Source organism: Paraliomyxa miuraensis, from assembly GCF_026337845.1.
Classification (GTDB): domain Bacteria; phylum Myxococcota_A; class Polyangia; order Nannocystales; family Nannocystaceae; genus Paraliomyxa; species Paraliomyxa miuraensis.
This window is the reverse complement of record NZ_JAOVZF010000134.1, coordinates 1-16813: the sequence shown is the minus strand read 5'-3', so window position 1 is coordinate 16813 and position 16813 is coordinate 1. Positions and strand designations below refer to the sequence as shown.

Below are 16813 nucleotides of genomic sequence, written 5' to 3'. Positions count from 1 at the left end.
CAGCTTTGGGCTCGTGGACGAGGGGAAGGGCCCGATCCGAGTGGCTCCCCGCAGGTCGGTCGAACGTGGCCGGAACGCAACGTCTCACGGGGGCCTTTCAGCGAAGGTCCCACTTGGGGGAGTGGTCGAGGCGTGATCGAGGAGTGGTCGAGGATTGACCGGGTCGATCTCCGCAAAATGCGCGGCAGCGATCGCGCGCAGCCGTCAATCGGCGGGATTCCACTCCACGGCCCCGTCGGGGAGGAAGTAGAGCAAGGCCATGCGCGGACCGGTGACGGTGGGGGTGTGCACCGAGCCGGCTGGCATCACGACCCACCCGGGAGGATGGCCATCGAAGCGCGAGCCCTCGGCCGTGGGATCGATCGCGAAGCCGAGCGTCACCTCGCCCCGGGGATGACGGTGGCGTAGTGCGGGGCCCTCGAGGTCGACCACGTCGATCGACAGGTCGCGCGTTCGTGGGTCGGCCTTGGCGACTCGGCTGAAGCGGGCGCTGGGCTCGCCTCGATCGCAGAGCCAGCCGGCGGCGATCCCCTCGCGGAGGGAGCGGCCGATCGCCTGCGCGAGCTCGCCCTGGGCGGGCATGGTCGACTCGAGGCGGGCGGCCAGGCGCGCCGCCTCGTCGGCATCGCGGCACTCGGCCAGCGGGAGCTCGGCCACGAGGTCGAGCACGGGAGCGAGCTGGGTGAGGAGATCCTGACGAGGGTCGGTCATGGCGGTGGGGAAGGGAGGCTAGCATCCCCGTCCACCCCCTGTGCGGTGATCCGCAGCGAGCGCGGCTCGTGGGCGGTCGAGGCGGCGGCGGGATCGAGCAGCGCACGGCCGACGAACACCAGGCGGACGGGGGCGGGCGCGAGCTCCTCGAGGCGGCGGCCCGCGGTGGGGAGCGGCGCGACGCCGAGTCCCACGCGGGGGGCAGGAAGGGCGAAGCGCTCCAGCACGGCCGTGGCATGGCCGGCGGGCACCAGGGCCAGGCGCTGGCCTGGCAGCACGAGCACGTCATGGGGAAAGGCCGGAGGCGGGGCCTGGGGGGACGGGCTTGCGACCACGCCTTCCACCGTACGGCGTGCGTCCACGGCCCACGCGGACTCCATGCGCGCGATCATCTCGTCGAGATCACAGGTGCTGCGCCACATCCACGCATGATCGCCATCGTCTCCCGCGACGAACACCAGCTCGCGAGGGTGGAAGCCGGCGCGCTCGAGCGTGGCCACGAGCACGGGCACCTGCCACGACCATTGTCCGAGCGAGAACGCCAGCGGGATCGGCAGGCCGTGTCCGGCGTCGCGCACGTGGTCGCCCAGCGCGGAGAGGGTCGCGGCCAGCTCGGGATCGTCGAGCTGGATCGAAGCCACGGCGGAGGCCGTCGGCGAGGTCCAGGCGTAGCCGTCGAAGCCCTCACCGGTCGGGCCACAGGGCGGGGGTGGCTGGAGCGATGGGGGAGGATCGGCCGACGCGGAGGCCGGATCGGAGGCCGGATCGGAGGCCGGATCGGAGGCCGAAGCGGAAGCCGGATCGGAGACCGGAACCGAGGTCGGCCTGGTCTGGCAGGCGAGCGCGAGCAGCCATGCGCTCGCCCACCAAGGCGATCGTCGAGTCGTGACCATCCGGAGGCGTAGCATCGGCACGCGCTCGTCCTAGGGCTCCGCCAGCAGAGGGGCGGCATCGGCGGTCGATAGCTGCAGGCGGCCGGCAACCACCGAGCGATCGGGGCCATCGACCACGAACGTGACGCGCTTCATCAATTGCTGGACTGCATCGCTTTGCTCGGGGGCGTTGCGCGCGGAGAGCACGGTGACCACCGCACTGGGCTCACCGTCGATCTGCAGGGCGATCTGGCCATCGAAGCCCTCGGGGGTCGGCCGTAGCTCGAAGCGCACGGCGAGCACGGCCTGGTCGAAGTCGAGGTGGAGCATGGGGCCGGCCGCGAACACGGCCGCCACCGGGCCCCCCGGGAGCTCGAGCAGCGCATCGAGCTGGGTCTCGACGTCCGACGGGGGGGTGTCGCGGGCGGCGATCAGCGGAGGCAGGCCGGTGCCCGGATCGCTCACGGGGATGAAGCCGGCCACGTCGCCCTCGAGCAGGACCACTCGATGGGGGAAGACGCGACGAGGGACCCACACCTCGAAGGCATCGACCTCCTGCCGCTGCAGACCCAGCGCCTCGAGCCGGGTGATCGCCTCCGCGCGTGACACCGTCAGGGGGCGCAGGACGAGCGGCTTCTTGGCCATGAGGCTGGCCGAGGCCAGGGTCTGAGGTCCGAGCCACGTGGTGGCCGAGGGGGCATCGCTGGGGCGTATGGCTTCGAGCGCCTCGTCGACGTCGCCCATGGCTTCGAGGAGATCCTCGGCGCGTGGTGGCAGGCCGTAGACCACCGCCACTGCATCGGCGCGCAAGGGGGTGCGGAGGTAGGCGACCGAGACCGCGTCGGGATCGAGCCAGGCCAGCAGGCGAGCGCGAGCCGGATCGGCCGCGGCGACGTCGATCGCCGCGTCGTTGGGCGTCGAGGCGGCGGGAGGCGGCGGGGAAGGCACGCGCTCGCGCGGGGGCGGGTCCTCGCGCTGGCAGCCGGCGATCAGCCCCAGCAGCAGGGCCACGCCCACGACCGCCCGCCCGACCATGCTCGTGCCGATCCTCGTCATGGGGCTCGTCATGGGCTCGCGCACGGAGCTCAGCACGGTCGCCACCTTTGGCCGTCGCGAACGAAGCGCGAGGGCAACCCATGCACGCGGGCAGGAGCCGGCGCGGCCTCTCCCGGCGCGACCGCGTAGTCGGGATCGTGGGGCATCAGGATGGTGAGCCGGCCGTCCGCGATGATGACCTTGGGCAAGATCAAGGCGCGTGGATCCACGTCGAGCATGGCGGGCAGGCCGTGGCGCTCGGCCTCGCGCAGTCGCAAGAGCATCGCGAGGGTGGGGGGCGGGAGATCGACCTCTTCGGTCTCCCACGCGGCGAGGTGCTCGGCCGCGGTGGCCCAGCGCCCTTCGTGGGTCTCCACGCCGTCGGCCTGGGCCTCGGTCCCCTCGCCCACGGACAGCTCGGTCATGAAGAATCGGGCGAGGTAGCGCCGCCGAGATTCCGCCGAGGGGGTGAGCCAGGTATCGAACCACCGCAGGGTGCGATCGGGGCCCAGACGCAGCCTGGCCTCCTCTTCGCACTCGCGTCGAGCGGCGCGCTCCCAGCTGGGGTCCTGATCGATCGCACCGTCCTCGGGGTCGACCCGTCCCCCAGGGAACACCAGCGTCGACGGCATGAACGGGCTCTTGGCGCTGCGGCGCACCATGTAGACCTCGCGGCCGTCGGCACCCGGCCGCAGCACGAGCACGGTGGCGGCGTGGCGGATCACCGATCCGGCTGCGTCCGCTTGCGGCGAGTCCGGTGGAGGCGGCGCCGAAGGGGATCGAGACGGATCATCGTTCATGGTGGCCTGTTGCCCTCGTTGGCCTCCTTGGTACCACGCACCAGCGCCGGTCGCCGAGCAGATCGCGTGAGCAGCGCTCACGCGGGAGAGGGTCCCCGTGCGTGGCTTTTGCAGTTACGCTACGTTCGTTGGCCATCATGTGCCGCGCTTGGACCCAGGATCCGCGCCGCATTCCTCGCTCCGTGCCGAGGGGCTGCGGATTCCCCGCCGGTTTGCCCATGCCGGGTGGGCTCCCGACGGGAGGCGCGGCGTGATGGACCGCGTGACCGCCTCGTCCCCGACGGTCGCGTCGTCGACCGACGACCTCTACCGCGAGGTCTTGCAGGTGGCGCCGATCGCCACCGCGGTGCTCGATCGCGCGGGTCTGGTGGTGGCGTGCAATCGGGTGTTCGTCGAGCTGGTGCAGGTGCCGGCACGCAAGGCCGTGGGCGAGCCCTTCCTCGGGTGGCTCGCTCGCTCGAGCGAGCGCGAGGCCTTCGGTCGCGCCTTCATGGGCCTGCGCGACAAGGAGCCCGGTCACGGCTTCGTGCTCGACGTGGGGCTCGTGCCCATGCTCGGTCCGCGCGTCGACTGCGTGGTGCGGGCCCATCGTCTCGGTGACGGTCACGTGACGGTGACGTGTCATCCGGCGGATGGCAAGACGGCATCGCCGGAGGCGGAGCTCGGGCTGGCGGTGACCCGGAGCCTCGACGCGCTCGACCAGGGCATGATGCTGGTGGATCTCGACAGCAAGATCGTCCATGCCAACCCCGCGGCGATCACCTTGCTGGGCGAGGCGATCGCCGGGCGGAGCTTCCTCGAGCTCGCCGATCCGGACTCGGTGCCCCAGCTCACTCGAGCGCTCACGGTGGCCCGCGCGGGCAGCTGGCAGGGCGAGGTCGATCTGCGTCGCCTCGATGGCGAGCCGCTTCCCGTCGAGCTGTCCGTGGCGGCGGGCACCGGGCCGGCCGTGGTGCTGGTCCGCGACATCCGAGAGCGGCGTCGTCGAGCCTTCGAGGAGCGCCTGGTGAGCCAGGTCGACCGCTGCCTGGTGTCGAGCCCGGACCCCCGGCAGAGCGTGCTGGCGGCGTGCGCGGCCCTCGGCGGTGGCCTGGGCTGCGAGCGCATCACGGTGCTGGTTCGGGTGGGTGGCGCATGGGTGCGGTGGCCCTGGGAGAACGGTGCGGCGCGCCGCTCGGTGCCGCTGGTGCACGTCGAGCCCCCCGAGACCTGGAACGAGGCGCAAGAGCTCCAGCCGCTGTCGCCCGACGACCCGATGGTGCAGGGGTGCTTTGGGGCGCTCGAGCCCTCGTGCACGGTCCATCGCGTGCCCTTGCGGGCCCCGAGCCGGGTCGTGGGGCACCTGCTCCTGGTGCCGGGGCGGGAGATCTGGGACGCGCGCGATCGGAGCCTCATCGGGGGTCTGGCGGGACAGATCGCGCTGGGGTTGGCCAACGGGCTGTTGGCCATCGAGACCCGCGAGCTGGCCGCCTACCAGGCCATGGTGCTCGACCAGACCACCGTGCTGCTCAACAGCGTCGACGCCGAGGGGCGCGTGGTCACGTGGAATCGTGCCAGCGAGCAGGCGCTGGGGATCTCGGGAGGCGCCGCGCTCGGGGGCCGCCTGGGCATCGACGTGGCGCCGGCCGCCGAGCCCGAGCAGTGGGCATCGCTATGGCGCACCTTGCTGCGCGACGGCGTGGTCGCTCGCGAGGTCACCCTGCTGGGAGATCCGTCGCTGCCGGCCGCCAAGCGCGAGGTCCCGCTGCACGTGGAAGCGCGGCTGCTGCGTGACGGCGAGGAGATCCGCGGGGCGGTGATCGTGGGGCTCGACCTCCGCGAGCGCCGAGCGCTCGAGCGCCAGGTGCTGCGCAGCCAGAAGCTCGCGGCCGTGGGTCTGTTGGCGGCGGGCATTGCTCACGAGATCAACAACCCCCTCTCGGGGGTGGTCGGCTACAGCAAGCTGCTGCTCGAGCGCCCGCTGCCCGACAACGTGCGCGAGAAGGTCGAGAAGATCGCTCGCAGCGGCGAGCGCTGCCGCAAGATCGTCGAGGGGGTGCTGCTGTTCTCGCGGCAGCAGGACGGGGGCGAGCGCCGCCGCGTGGATCTGCGGGGTCTCATCGATCGCGTGCTGTCCATCGGCGAGTACCAGTGGCGCATGCACAACATCCGAATCATCCGAGAACTCGACGACTCGGTGGTCATCTCCGCCGACGCGGATCAGATCGAACAGGTCATGCTCAACCTGCTGAGCAACGCAGCCGACGCCATGCCTCGCGGGGGCACGGTGCAGGTGGCCCTGCGCCGCACCGAGGATGGAGGGGCGGAGCTGACGGTGGCCGACCAGGGCCACGGAATCCCCGAGGAGATCCAGGCCCGGATCTTCGATCCCTTCTTCAGCACCAAGGAGATCGGCAAGGGGACCGGGCTCGGACTTGCGATCTCCTACGGAATCGTACAAGACCACGGCGGCGACATCGTCGTACGGTCCGCCCCGGGACACGGGGCGACGTTCGTGGTCACGCTGCCCGCGTCGGGCAAGCCCGTCGCGCCGCCCGCCACCGGCCCCCCCGGCGCGGCGCCCCCCTGAGCCGACTTGCCCTTCTCACCCCTGCTCGAGACGAGAACTGCCCATGGCCCGCGGTCGAACCCCCGTCAAGGACACCTACTCCACTCACGACGTCGCCAAGATCTGCTGCGTCACCCCCACCACCGTGATCCGCTGGATCGAGGACGGTCTCATCCCCGCATTCAAGACGGTCGGAGGGCACCGTCGCGTGCGGCGGGAGGATCTCGAGCAGGTCTGCCGCGAGCGGAACATCCCGTTCAACGTGTCCCAGGGCACGGAGGTGGGGCGCATCCTGGTCGTGGACGACGAGCCGGTCGTGCTGGATCTCGTGCGCGACGTGGTCAAGGAGCTCGACCACAAGTTCGAGGTCGAGGTCGCCAAGGACGCCTTCGACGCCGGGCGGCTGGTGGTCTCGTTCCGGCCCCAGCTCATCTTCCTCGACCTCATGATGCCGGGGGTGGACGGCTTCGAGGTCTGCACGCGCCTCAAGAAGGATCCGGCCACGACCAACACCGAGGTCATCGCCATCACCGGCTACTACACCGAGGCCAACATGGATCGGATCCTCTCGGCGGGGGCGGCGGCGTGCCTCAAGAAGCCGCTCGACGTGACCGAGGTTCGCGCCCAGGTCACCGATGCCTTCCACCTGCGGCCGGCGGGGGAGCGTGGCAAGGGCCGCGCCGATGCGGCCAAGGTGCTCATCGTGACCCAGAACGCCGACTTCCGCTCGCGGGTCAAGGACGAGCTGGCCAGCGCCGACCCCCCGGTCGAGGTGCTCACGGCGCAGACGGGGGCCGACGCGGTGCTGGTGGGGCAGTCCGCGCCGCCTCGCCACGTGATCCTGAGCCTGTCGGTGCCCGACGTGGACGAGAGCCAGGCGATCGAGAAGCTGGTGGCGGCGGCTGGGGCCGGCGGGGTGCAGATCCTCGCGGTCCACGATGCGCCGACCGAGGACATGAAGGCCAAGGCCCGCGCGGCGGGAGCCCGCATGTGCTTGCCCACCGCCGTGGTGACCGGCAGCGTCCGCGAGCTGCTCGGGGTGTAGCTGCCCTGGGTGTAGCTGCCCTGGGTGTAGTGGGGCGTCCGCATCCTGCACGGGGTCGTCGTACCGGGCTCGGCGCGTAAGTGAGCCAACCCCCGTGGGACCCGGCCAATCGAGGTTTCGGGCCGGCTCGGTGGTGTGGCAGGGTCGTGTCGAGATGGTGCGCACTACGCTTGGGGGGATTGGTTGGCGGGGCAGCCTGGCGCTTGCGCTGGTGGTGTCGGTCGCATGCGGGGGTGGATATCGGGGCGAGAAGGAACCGACCGGTCAGCCGACCTCCTTCACGGCGGGCGACAGCGCATCCGACACGACCCACGGAGATCCCACGGCGTCGTCGGCGGTCACCGAGGGCGACGACGAGACCAACGGCGGGACCAAGCTCGACGTGGCCCCGCCCGACACCGACGCGATGACGGCGGGCGACGGTGGTGATCAGAGCGGCTGCGACAAGGTCGACTTCCTGTTCATCATCGACAACTCGGGGTCGATGGGGGACGAGCAGGGCAACCTCATCAACAGCTTTCCGCTGTTCATCGACACGATCCAGAGCACGCTCGACGAGGCGCAGGACTATCACCTCATGGTCCTCGACGTGGATGCCTGGCAGTACGAGACCTGCCAGCAGATGTGCACGACGGCTCCTCCCGAGTGCATCAACCCCATGGGGCTCTGCGATCCCACGGTGGGGCCGGCCTGTCTGTTCCCGTGCTTCCTGGGGGCGGTGTGCGGGCTCGACGGTGGCTACCAGTGCGGGGTGACCATGCCCGAGGTCTGCGAGGACGTGCTCGGGGCCGGCGTGACCCATCCACGGGGGCAGGGCAGCAGCAACATGGACTGCAACTTCTCCACCGGGGCGCGCTACATGGACAGCAACGAGCCCGATCTCTCGGCCGCGTTCGAGTGTGCGGCCCAGGTGGGCGTGAGCTCCTATGCGGGCACCGAGCGACCCATGGAGGCGATGGTGCAGGCGGTCACGTCCGGGACGGAGGCCGAGCCTTGCAACACGGGCTTCCTGCGCGACGACGCGATCCTGGTGGTCACCTTCATCACCGACGAGGACGACGGCAACGGCGACTCGGCCGGGACGCCCGCGGGCTGGAAGCAGGCCCTGGTGGCGGCCAAGAACGGCGACGAGAGTGCGATCGTGGTGCTGGGTCTGTTCGGCGACAACGACATGCCCGGTGGGATCTGCCAGGACCTCGCCGACGGCAGCGACGGAGCCGAGGCGGCGCCGCGGCTGCGGCAGTTCGTGGACTCGTTCGGTGACAAGGGCTTCTTCGGCAGCGTGTGCGCGCCGAGCTACGACTCGTTCTTCCAGGACGCGGTCGCGCTCATCGACAGCACCTGCGAGGAGTTCATCCCGCCCGAGGGCTGAAGGCCCGCGGCGCGGGCACGTCGGGAGCAGCAGGGGAGGTCGAGGATGCGACGAGCGGCGATCATCGTGGGGGTGGGGCTCGGGCTGGCGAGCGGGTGTGCGGACGACGAGGGACGCGGCGGGTCCTTTGGCGTGCCCATGGCGTCGGCATCGGCCTCGGTGGGCTCGTTCACGTCGGGTCCGGGCGACGGCACGGCCACGTCGTCGGCCGCGACGGTGGCCGACGGAACGGCCGAGGGGGGCCCGGGCGGCGGGATCAAGCTCGACGTGGCGCCCGACACCGGCGGGATGGTCGACGACGGCGGCAACGCCGAGGGCTGCGAGAAGGTCGACTTCCTGTTCGTCATCGACAACTCGGGATCGATGGGCGACAACCAGGACTCGCTCATCGCGAGCTTCCCCGGCTTCATCCAGTCGATCCAGAACACCCTGACCGAGGCGCAGGACTACCACATCATGGTGGTGGACACCGACGCGCAGTGGGGAGGGGCCTGTCCCGTGCTCTGCCCTGCCTTCGGCTTCTGTCCCGAGATCCCCACGTACCCGTGCGGAGTGACGCCCGAGGCGTGCGACACGACGCTGGGCGCCGGGGTGGTCCACACGATGGCCTCCGATGCGCCCAACGTGCCGTGCAATTTCACGACCGGCGGTCGCTACATGGACAGCACCGAGCCCGATCTCATCTCGGCGTTCCAGTGCTCGGCCAAGGTCGGCAGCGACGGGGACGGTAGCGAGCGGCCCATGGGGGCGATGGTGGGGGCGCTCAGCGAGGACCTCGCGCAGCCTGGCGCGTGCAACGAGGGCTTCGTGCGCGAGGATGCGATCCTCGTGGTCACCATCATCACCGACGAGGAGGACGACGACAGCAACGGCCTGCCCGCGGGATGGTTTGCGAACGTGACCGCCAGCAAGCTCGGGGACGCGACCGCGATCGTGATGTTGGGGCTCATCAACGACACCGACGCGGCGGCTCCGGTGTGCCCGGCAGAGTCGCAGGATCCGGCGAAGATCCGCGAGTTCGTCGACATGTTCCCCAACAGCATCCGCGGTTCGGTGTGTGCGGCGAGCTACAACCAGTTCTTCCAGCAGGCGGTGGACTTGATCGACACCACGTGTGACGAGTTCATCCCGCCGGCCGGGTAGCGCGCCCGCTTTCCCTGGATGGGCCGGGCTCGTACCATCCGAGCATGCGTCGACGCGCTCGCGCCCTCGTTGGCCTCGGTTCCTCGCTCGTGGTGGGCATGCTCGCCTCGCTGGTGCCCAGCCGGGCCGAGGCGGGGCCCAGCGACAACTCGAGCGGGCGGCCGTTCGCCGCGCAGCTGGGGCTCGGTGCTGCGGTGGGGATCCCGGGGGGCGGGCTCTTTGGCCGCGCGCCGATCGACTTCCAGTATCACCTTCGCGGCGGCGACGTGGGCCCGGCGATCGGGGCGTGGCTGCCGATCCACTTCGACTCGGGGATGTTCGGCATGAACCTCGGCCCGATGTTCCTGTGGGACTTTCGCGTGGGCCAGGCCGGCAACGCCAAGCTCTACCTGGGACCCCTGGCCGCCACTGGATATGGCTTCTCGGCCGCGACCCACGGCCACGGCGCGGCGCACTTTTGGTTCCTCACGCTCGGCGCCCAGTTCAGGGCGCTGTGGAACGACAAGGTCGGGCTGTTCGTTCGGCCGGCGACCTTCGATCTATGGGTCGGCAACGGCTGGGCGGGCGGCAACTGGTCGGCCACGGCCGGGCTGGCGCTGGCGTTCTGAGGGATCCGTCCAACGCTCGTAGCAATTTCCTTCGTTGGCACGCCATGGAACGAGGGAGGTCGCGAACTCGTTGAAGTCATCGTCGGCCAGGCGACACGGGATGTGGGCGGTGAAGGGGTCGGCTGAGGAGAGAGCCGGTTGGTCTGCCGACGATGGCGGGGTCGGGTGAGGAGGGAGCCAATGGGTCTGCCGGCGATGGCGAGGTCGGACGAGGAGAGAGCCGATCGGTCTGCCGACGACGGCGAGGTCGGGGCGAGCGCGGATGGTCGGCCTTCGACCCGACGCGGGGGTGGGGCAACGAGGAACGAGGGCGAACGCGGATCGACACCGGGGTCGGGTGCACGGAGAGCGGGTCGAGCTTGGACCGACGCTGCGGTCGGGAGCCGAGCGAGCGAGCCGGCCGGGGGTCGGGGCACCGCTGTGCGGTGACCGTCGGGGGGGCGGGCACCGTCGTGCGGATGCCGTCCGGGGGGTCGGGCACCGTCATGCAGCCGCGCATTTTCCGCCAAATCGGCAAACGTGTGCCGATTTGGCGCAACCACCGCATCGATCGCGCCCGCACCGTGCTCGATCCTGCTTTCGCCCGTGTGTTGCGGCTACTGAGCAGCATCGGTTGACCGTCCTGCCGCGATGACGGGTTGATCCCCGGCTGCCCTCGGCGGCCTGCTGGCTGCCAATGCAATACCCGTTGGAGTTCGATGAATTCGTAGGGGCGTGTTTGCGCCCTGGAAAATCGTCGTCCTGACCGATTGTCATTTGACCCGCTCATGCGCGTGCCGTAGCCCGCCCATGGTCAGTCGAGGGCGGTGGTGATCTTCAGCCGGCCCGCCAGATTCGTCATTCAGTGAAGCCTTCGTCGTGGTGCGACGGTTGGTCTTCGGTGCGCTCGTTGGGAGGGATCCATGCCCATTCGTTCTCTTGGCTCCACGCTCACGATCGCCACGCTCGTGCTGCTGTTCGCTCCGGCGTGCGGCGGTGGCTCCTCCGCGGTCGAGGCCGCGCCACGCGGAGGCGTGGCACCGCCACCGCCACCGCCGGTCACGTTCGCGGATGAGGTCGCACAGCTTCGCGGGCAGGCAGTCGCGTTCGATCCTTCTACGGAGGTTGGCACGCTGCCCGGGCGCTCCGGGGTCACGCCGACCGGCCAGGCCGTGTACTCGATCCCGCTCGACGTTGCGCCGGGCGTGGGGGCGATGACGCCGGAACTCTCGCTGGAGTATCGAAGCACCACGCAGGATGGCCCGCTCGGCGTCGGGTTCTCCCTAGGGGGGATCGCCCCGCCGATCCGCCGTTGCAATCGCACGCTCGCGCTCGACGGTACGAATGGCCCCTTCGAATTCGAGCAGGCCGATCCGCTTTGTTGGGGCGACGAGCGCCTGGTGCTGGTCGCGGGGGTGCATGGCCTCGATGGTGCGGAGTACCGCACGCGTCGGGATCCGTTCGCGAAGATCGTCCAGCACGCCGATACCGATGCTCGCGACGGCTACTTCGAGGTCTTCACCAAGGATGGCCGGGTCCTCACTCTGGGGCAGCCCGGTGCCATGTTGTTTCACGAGATCGACGGCGATCCCGTGCCGTGGGTCTGGGCGCTGCGCCGCGCCGAGGATCGCTTCGGCAACGGCATCGAGTACCGGTATCACGCTCCCAAGCCCGCCGGGGGCTCCGATGCGTATACGTTGCGGCTCGACGAGATCGCCTACGCGGGCAAGGGCTCGGAGGCGAGCCGACGACACGTTCGCTTCGACTATGTCGCTCGCACCGATGTCTCGTGGGGCTACGTGGCGGGCGTGGTGCAGGGTCGCACCGAGCGGCTCGAGACGATCACCGTCGAGGGTCCCTACGCGCAGGTGATCGCGACCTACGTGCTGAACTACGATGTCGACCCGCTCTCCGGCCGCAGCCGGATCGAATGGGTCAAGAAGTGCGATGCCGCGGGTGCATGCCTGCCCCAGACCACGTTCGAGTGGAGCGCTCCGGGCGGGGCTGCGGGTTCGCTCTCGATGAGCTTCGTCCCGTACGGCGTGTTCCTCGGGCCCGACGCCGAGCTCGTCGACGATCCGGTGCCGTTCGCCAGCTCGCCCACGCGCCTGGTCGGCGACTTCGACGGTGACTCCGACCACGACCTGCTGTACTTCACCGACACGGGCTGGAGGGCGTGGGACGGCACCTCGCAGTTCGACCTGCTCGACACGCCGGTCGTCGTGTCGTGGCCCACGGTGCTGCCCGAGGGCGACGCGTACGTGGAGGCGCTCATAGAGGCCGAGGTGGACGCGGCCCTGGCCGCGGTGCCAGACGACGAGGAACTCACGGCCGAGGAGGAGCAAGCCATCGTCGATTCCGCCGCTGCGGTGCACCTCGACCGGCTCCAGCCGGGGTTCTCGATCATGGTGATCGAGGCCAACGGCGATCTACGCGATGATCTGCTGATCCCCCGACGCGACCTCACGGGTGGGCCATGGGTCGACGCATGGGGGTATCGCTTCGCGAAGGAAGTGGTCGTGGCCGTCGCCGCCACGCCCGAAGGCGAGTCTGCCCCGCCCGGTTTCAGCGAGCCCGTGTCGTTCGTCGAGGAGGACGCAGGTCTCTTTGGCGCACCGATCTACACCGTGGTCCCGCTCGATCACGACGGCGATGGCCTGACCGATCTGTGGCTGTGCCAGGGCGATGGCTACAAGAGCGGGCGCTGGGTGCTGGCCAAGCGCGGCCCCGACCCCGCGGGTCCCTCGGGCCACTACCGCTTCACCACCTACGACAGCGGCGTGGGCTGCTCGGTGCACGACGAGCTGCTCGTGACCAGCCTTCGGGGTGGACGACAGGATCTGCTGGTGGTTCCCGCCTACGCGACGGGTGCCGCCATGCCGGTCCCGGCCGACTTCGAGAGCCCGCAGGCGTATCACGAGGGGTACCTGCCGCTGCCCGAGGATCAGCGCACCGACTACCTCGCGCTCGCGTTCGAACCCGGTGGCCCCCCGGGAACGCTGGAGCCCACCGGCCTGCCGCGCGACCAGTACCAGCGCTGGCACGACCGCCGCTGCCGCAACGGCCTTTCGCGTGCGGTCTTCGGTCGGCCGGTCGCCAGCGCGGGGCTGGGGCTCGACAAGCTCGCCGACGTCAACGGCGATGGTCTGGTCGACGTCGTGCGCTACGAGCTCGCGTCGGGCGACCACCCCGGCAATCCCGAGCTGCCCCTGGGTCTGGACGACGGCGGGCACTGGGGCGAGGGCATCGTCTGCGGCACCGACGTCGAGGCCAACCACCCCACGGTGATCCGGCCCTACGTCAATACGGGCGACGGCTTCGAGCCGGGCCCGCCCATGCACACGTTCCAGGGCAACCCGCACGCCAACCTGTGGCTCGGCTTTGTGGCGGCGCAGCTCTACGACTTCGACCTCGACGGGATCGTCGACCTCTTGCTGCCCTCGTCGGGCGCGGGCGGCGACTGGACGGCCGTGGTCTCCACCGGCGACGGCACGTACACCGATCATGCCGTGGGAGGGATCCCATCGGGGTGGCCCGCGTACACCGACGACGCCACCTGGCGCGAGCGGACCGAGGCGGCCACGCGGCTCCAGGTGATGACGCTCGCCCCTGCCGTCCACGAGCGCGCGCAGATCACCTTCCTCGGCTACGTCGAGGACAACCCCACCGACTGGCCGTACCTCATCAACACCTTCGCCACCAACTACGGGCAGCCGCACAACCGCGTCACGACGATCACCAACGGGCTCGGGGCGACCGTGGAGATCGACTACGAGACCGTCTCCACGACGGGCGCGCACGGCATCTCGGGCCCGCACACCTACCCGAGGACGGGCGCCAAGGGGGCGATGGCCGTGGTCACTCGGCATGCGACGCAGGCCAACCCACAGGCCGACCTCGAGATCGATCGCTACGCCTACCACGATGCCGTGGTCGACGCGTGGGGCCAGGGCCTGCTGGGCTTCGCCGAGGTCGAGCGCTGGCGCGAAGGGCAGATCGATCACCACACGTGGATCCGCTACGCCTACGATCGAGACGACCAGCACGCCGACTATCCCACGGCCGGTCGCCCGGTGGAGCAACTCGAGCAGCGCCGGGCCGTCGACGACGCCGGGGCGGTGCAGTACTGGCTCACCCGCACGCAGCAGCAGTTGGAGACGGTGGTCGAGTCTCGCCTGGGCGGCGACACGCTATTCACGTACCCGGCACGCCAGGACGTGGATGTCTTCGTGCGGGACGTGAGCTGCACGATCGACTGCGAGTTCAGGCCCAGCGAGCGATTCCAGTGGCTCACGATCGAGCAGGAGCGCGACGGCCTGGGGACGATCGTCTCCTCCACGACCACCAACGACGCCGAGCAGCGGATCTACGAGGTCGATGCGATGCTCGACGATCAATCCGCGTGGATCGTGGGCCGTGCCGAGGCGTGGAGCGAGCAGAGCTGCGTGGGTGGTGGGTGTGTCGAGCGTGCTCACACCGCGACCTACGATCCGGCCACCGGGGCCGTCTCCAGCTCGACCTTTGCTCCCAACGACACGGTGGCGCGGCTCGACACCACGTATGGGTACGACGGCCGTGGCAACGTGATCACGACCACCCTGACCAACCTCCAGGGCGACGTTCGCACAACCACCACCACGTGGGACGCCGAGGGCGTGCATCCCGAGTCGATGATCAATGCGGCGGGGCACGAGAGCTGGGTGATCCACGATCCCGGCACGGGGGTGCCGATCGCCGAGGTCGCCGCCGACGGGGTGACCTGGGTGCATCGCTACGACGGCTTCCTGCGACCCACCCGGCACGAGCGACGCGTGTCGCCGATGGGGCTGTCCGATGGGCACGTGACCACGATCGAGTACGAACTCGGTGGTCCGGTCCACGATGACACATTCCAGATCGAGTCGGCGCTGCGCGTGCGGACGACCGCGCCCGATGGCCAGGAGCTCACCACCGACTACGGCGCCACCGGTCACGTGATGCAAGAGGCGTGGTGGGGCATGCAGGCGCTCGACGAGGTGCCCATCAACACGGGCGGCCCTGGGGATGAGGTCTACGTCAGCACGCTCTACGACGGGCGCGGTCGCGTGCATCGCCGAAGCCTCCCCACCTGGGTCTCGGAGCAGCCGAGCGCCTACACCGCCACGGAGTACGACGGCCTCGATCGCGTGACCGACGTCGAGCACCCCGATGGCAGCCCCGAGCACTTCGCCTACGGACTGCTGGCGAAGGGATTGCAGACTGCCCACACGGACGAGAGCGGCGCGACCTCGCTGCTACAGACGGACGCCGCCTCGCGGGTGGCGGTGAGCATCGATCCCCATGGGACGAGCACCTGCTTCGAGTACGGCGCCTTCGGTGTGCTCGGCGAGGTCCGTCGGGATTGCACCGATCCGCAGACTCCCTGGGTCAGCACGTACGAGCACGACGTGGCGGGCCGGATCGTCACCGAGACCGATCCTTCCTTTGGCACCCGAACCCGCGTCTACAACGGCTTTGGAGAGCTGCTCGAGCAGACCGACGGTGCCGGCGAGGTCATCGGGTTCGAGTACGACGCGCTCGGCCGCGTGCTCGCGCGTCACGACGCCGACGGCGACACCACGCACACCTACGACGTGATCCGGCCCGGCCGGCTCCACACGAGCGAGGGCCCCGACGACATCCTGACCACCTACGGCTACGACGCATCCGGACGCCTGGACACGGTCACGGTGTCCGACCTCATGCTCACGGTGCCCGGGGCGCTGGAACTGCACTTCGACTACGGGCTCGGCGACCGGTTGCAGACGCTGCACTACCCGTCGGTGGACGGAGACCCTGGCCTGCGCGCCGACTATGACTACGATGGCGCCGGGTATCTGCGCCGAGTCAGGGTTGGCGGCGCCACGGTGCTGTGGTCGGCACTCCAGGCCGACGAGGCCGGCCGTCTCACGCTCGAGCGCTTCGGCAATGGTCTCGAAACCACCCGGACTTACGAGCCGCTCACGGGCCTGCCCACCACCGTGCAGACCGACAGTCCCGGCAACCTCGTCCAGAGCCTGGATTACGACTGGCACCCGTGGGGCGAGCTCGAGCAGCGCTCCGACCTCGTGAGTGGGCAGCAGGAGGCGTTCGAGCACGACGACCTGCGGCGGCTGACGCAGGCGTCGATCACCGGCGCACTCGGGGGCAGCGTCGTCGACGTCTCGTACGACGACGTCGGCAACATCACCCACAAGACCGACGTGGGCAGCTACGTCTACGAGGACGGGCGGCTCTTCGCCTACGGCATTGGAGTGCCCGTGCTGATGGGCTACGACGCCCGCGGCAACGTCGTCGATCACGGCGGCCGCACGCTCACGTACACGCCGTTCGACAAGGTGCGGCAGGTCGTCGACGGCGCAGAGACTCTCGACTTCCGCTACGACGCCCAAGGCAATCGGTTCTCGCGGCACTCGGCGCTCGAGGACGATCTGACGGTGGTGATGCAGGGTCTCTACGAGCGCCGCGAGATCGCGGGCGCGCTACGGCTGACGTACCGCGTGCCTGCGGCCGGGCGTACCGTGGCGCAGATCGTGCGAACGCCAGGGATCGGGGGATTCACGAAGTTCGGGGATCCGGCGGGATCCGGGGTGTGGATCGATGCGATCGAATTCCTGCACGACGACCACCTCGGCTCGACCGACGTGGTCACCGACGACACCGGCGCGGTGATCCGCCGCGC

11 protein-coding genes are annotated in these 16813 nt (G+C 70.0%); 7 read left to right on the top strand and 4 right to left on the bottom strand.

Annotated elements, in window-relative coordinates; all coding sequences use genetic code 11:
* Positions 1-204 precede the first annotated feature (204 nt).
* The 4 genes from OEB96_RS04860 to OEB96_RS04845 are packed head-to-tail and all read right to left on the bottom strand — an operon-like array spanning position 205 to position 3418.
* Entirely contained in the window at positions 205-711 is a 507-nt protein-coding gene (locus tag OEB96_RS04860) for a 4-hydroxylaminobenzoate lyase (protein WP_266214260.1), read from the bottom strand.
* Positions 708-1604 (bottom strand): hypothetical protein, encoded by an 897-nt coding sequence (locus tag OEB96_RS04855; protein WP_266214259.1) that lies wholly within the window; start codon positions 1602-1604, stop codon positions 708-710. Before OEB96_RS04855 ends, OEB96_RS04860 begins: the two co-directional genes overlap by 4 nt.
* 30 nt (positions 1605-1634) lie before the next feature.
* Positions 1635-2675, bottom strand: a complete 1041-nt coding sequence (locus OEB96_RS04850) for a hypothetical protein (protein WP_266214258.1) — start codon at positions 2673-2675, stop codon at positions 1635-1637.
* A complete protein-coding gene (locus tag OEB96_RS04845; protein ID WP_266214257.1) occupies positions 2669-3418 on the bottom strand; it encodes an NUDIX hydrolase in 750 nt (249 codons plus the stop codon). The genes OEB96_RS04850 and OEB96_RS04845 overlap by 7 nt, the downstream gene beginning before the upstream one ends.
* Positions 3419-3680: 262 nt before the next feature.
* Between OEB96_RS04845 and OEB96_RS04840 the strand changes: the two genes are divergently transcribed.
* From OEB96_RS04840 to OEB96_RS04810, 7 genes are all read left to right on the top strand, one after another.
* On the top strand, positions 3681-5987 hold the full coding sequence (locus OEB96_RS04840) for an ATP-binding protein (protein ID WP_266214256.1): 2307 nt from the start codon (positions 3681-3683) through the stop codon (positions 5985-5987).
* 43 nt (positions 5988-6030) lie between these two features.
* The gene (locus OEB96_RS04835) at positions 6031-7011 is read left to right on the top strand and encodes a response regulator (protein WP_266214255.1); all 981 of its coding nucleotides are present in this window, start codon (positions 6031-6033) and stop codon (positions 7009-7011) included.
* Positions 7012-7225: 214 nt separating this feature from the next.
* Complete coding sequence (locus OEB96_RS04830; RefSeq protein WP_266214254.1) at positions 7226-8383, top strand: hypothetical protein; 1158 nt, start codon at positions 7226-7228, stop codon at positions 8381-8383.
* Positions 8384-8428: 45 nt separating this feature from the next.
* On the top strand, positions 8429-9526 hold the full coding sequence (locus tag OEB96_RS04825) for a hypothetical protein (protein ID WP_266214253.1): 1098 nt from the start codon (positions 8429-8431) through the stop codon (positions 9524-9526).
* A 44-nt stretch (positions 9527-9570) separates the two neighbouring features.
* Positions 9571-10134 (top strand): hypothetical protein, encoded by a 564-nt coding sequence (locus tag OEB96_RS04820; RefSeq protein WP_266214252.1) that lies wholly within the window; start codon positions 9571-9573, stop codon positions 10132-10134.
* A gap of 485 nt (positions 10135-10619) precedes the next feature.
* On the top strand, positions 10620-10751 hold the full coding sequence (locus OEB96_RS04815) for a hypothetical protein (protein WP_266214251.1): 132 nt from the start codon (positions 10620-10622) through the stop codon (positions 10749-10751).
* Positions 10752-11036: 285 nt separating this feature from the next.
* Positions 11037-16813, top strand: a 5777-nt coding sequence (locus OEB96_RS04810) for a SpvB/TcaC N-terminal domain-containing protein (protein WP_266214250.1), incomplete at its 3' end; no start/stop codon positions are given.

Bases quoted from the DNA above. Each gene is read 5' to 3' on its own strand.
- OEB96_RS04860 (WP_266214260.1), bottom strand. From the start codon at position 711: ATGACCGACCCTCGTCAGGATCTCCTCACCCAGCTCGCTCCCGTGCTC.
- OEB96_RS04855 (WP_266214259.1), bottom strand. From the start codon at position 1,604: ATGGTCACGACTCGACGATCGCCTTGGTGGGCGAGCGCATGGCTGCTC.
- OEB96_RS04845 (WP_266214257.1), bottom strand. From the start codon at position 3,418: ATGAACGATGATCCGTCTCGATCCCCTTCGGCGCCGCCTCCACCGGAC.
- OEB96_RS04835 (WP_266214255.1), top strand. From the start codon at position 6,031: ATGGCCCGCGGTCGAACCCCCGTCAAGGACACCTACTCCACTCACGAC.
- OEB96_RS04825 (WP_266214253.1), top strand. From the start codon at position 8,429: ATGCGACGAGCGGCGATCATCGTGGGGGTGGGGCTCGGGCTGGCGAGC.
- OEB96_RS04820 (WP_266214252.1), top strand. From the start codon at position 9,571: ATGCGTCGACGCGCTCGCGCCCTCGTTGGCCTCGGTTCCTCGCTCGTG.
- OEB96_RS04815 (WP_266214251.1), top strand. From the start codon at position 10,620: ATGCAGCCGCGCATTTTCCGCCAAATCGGCAAACGTGTGCCGATTTGG.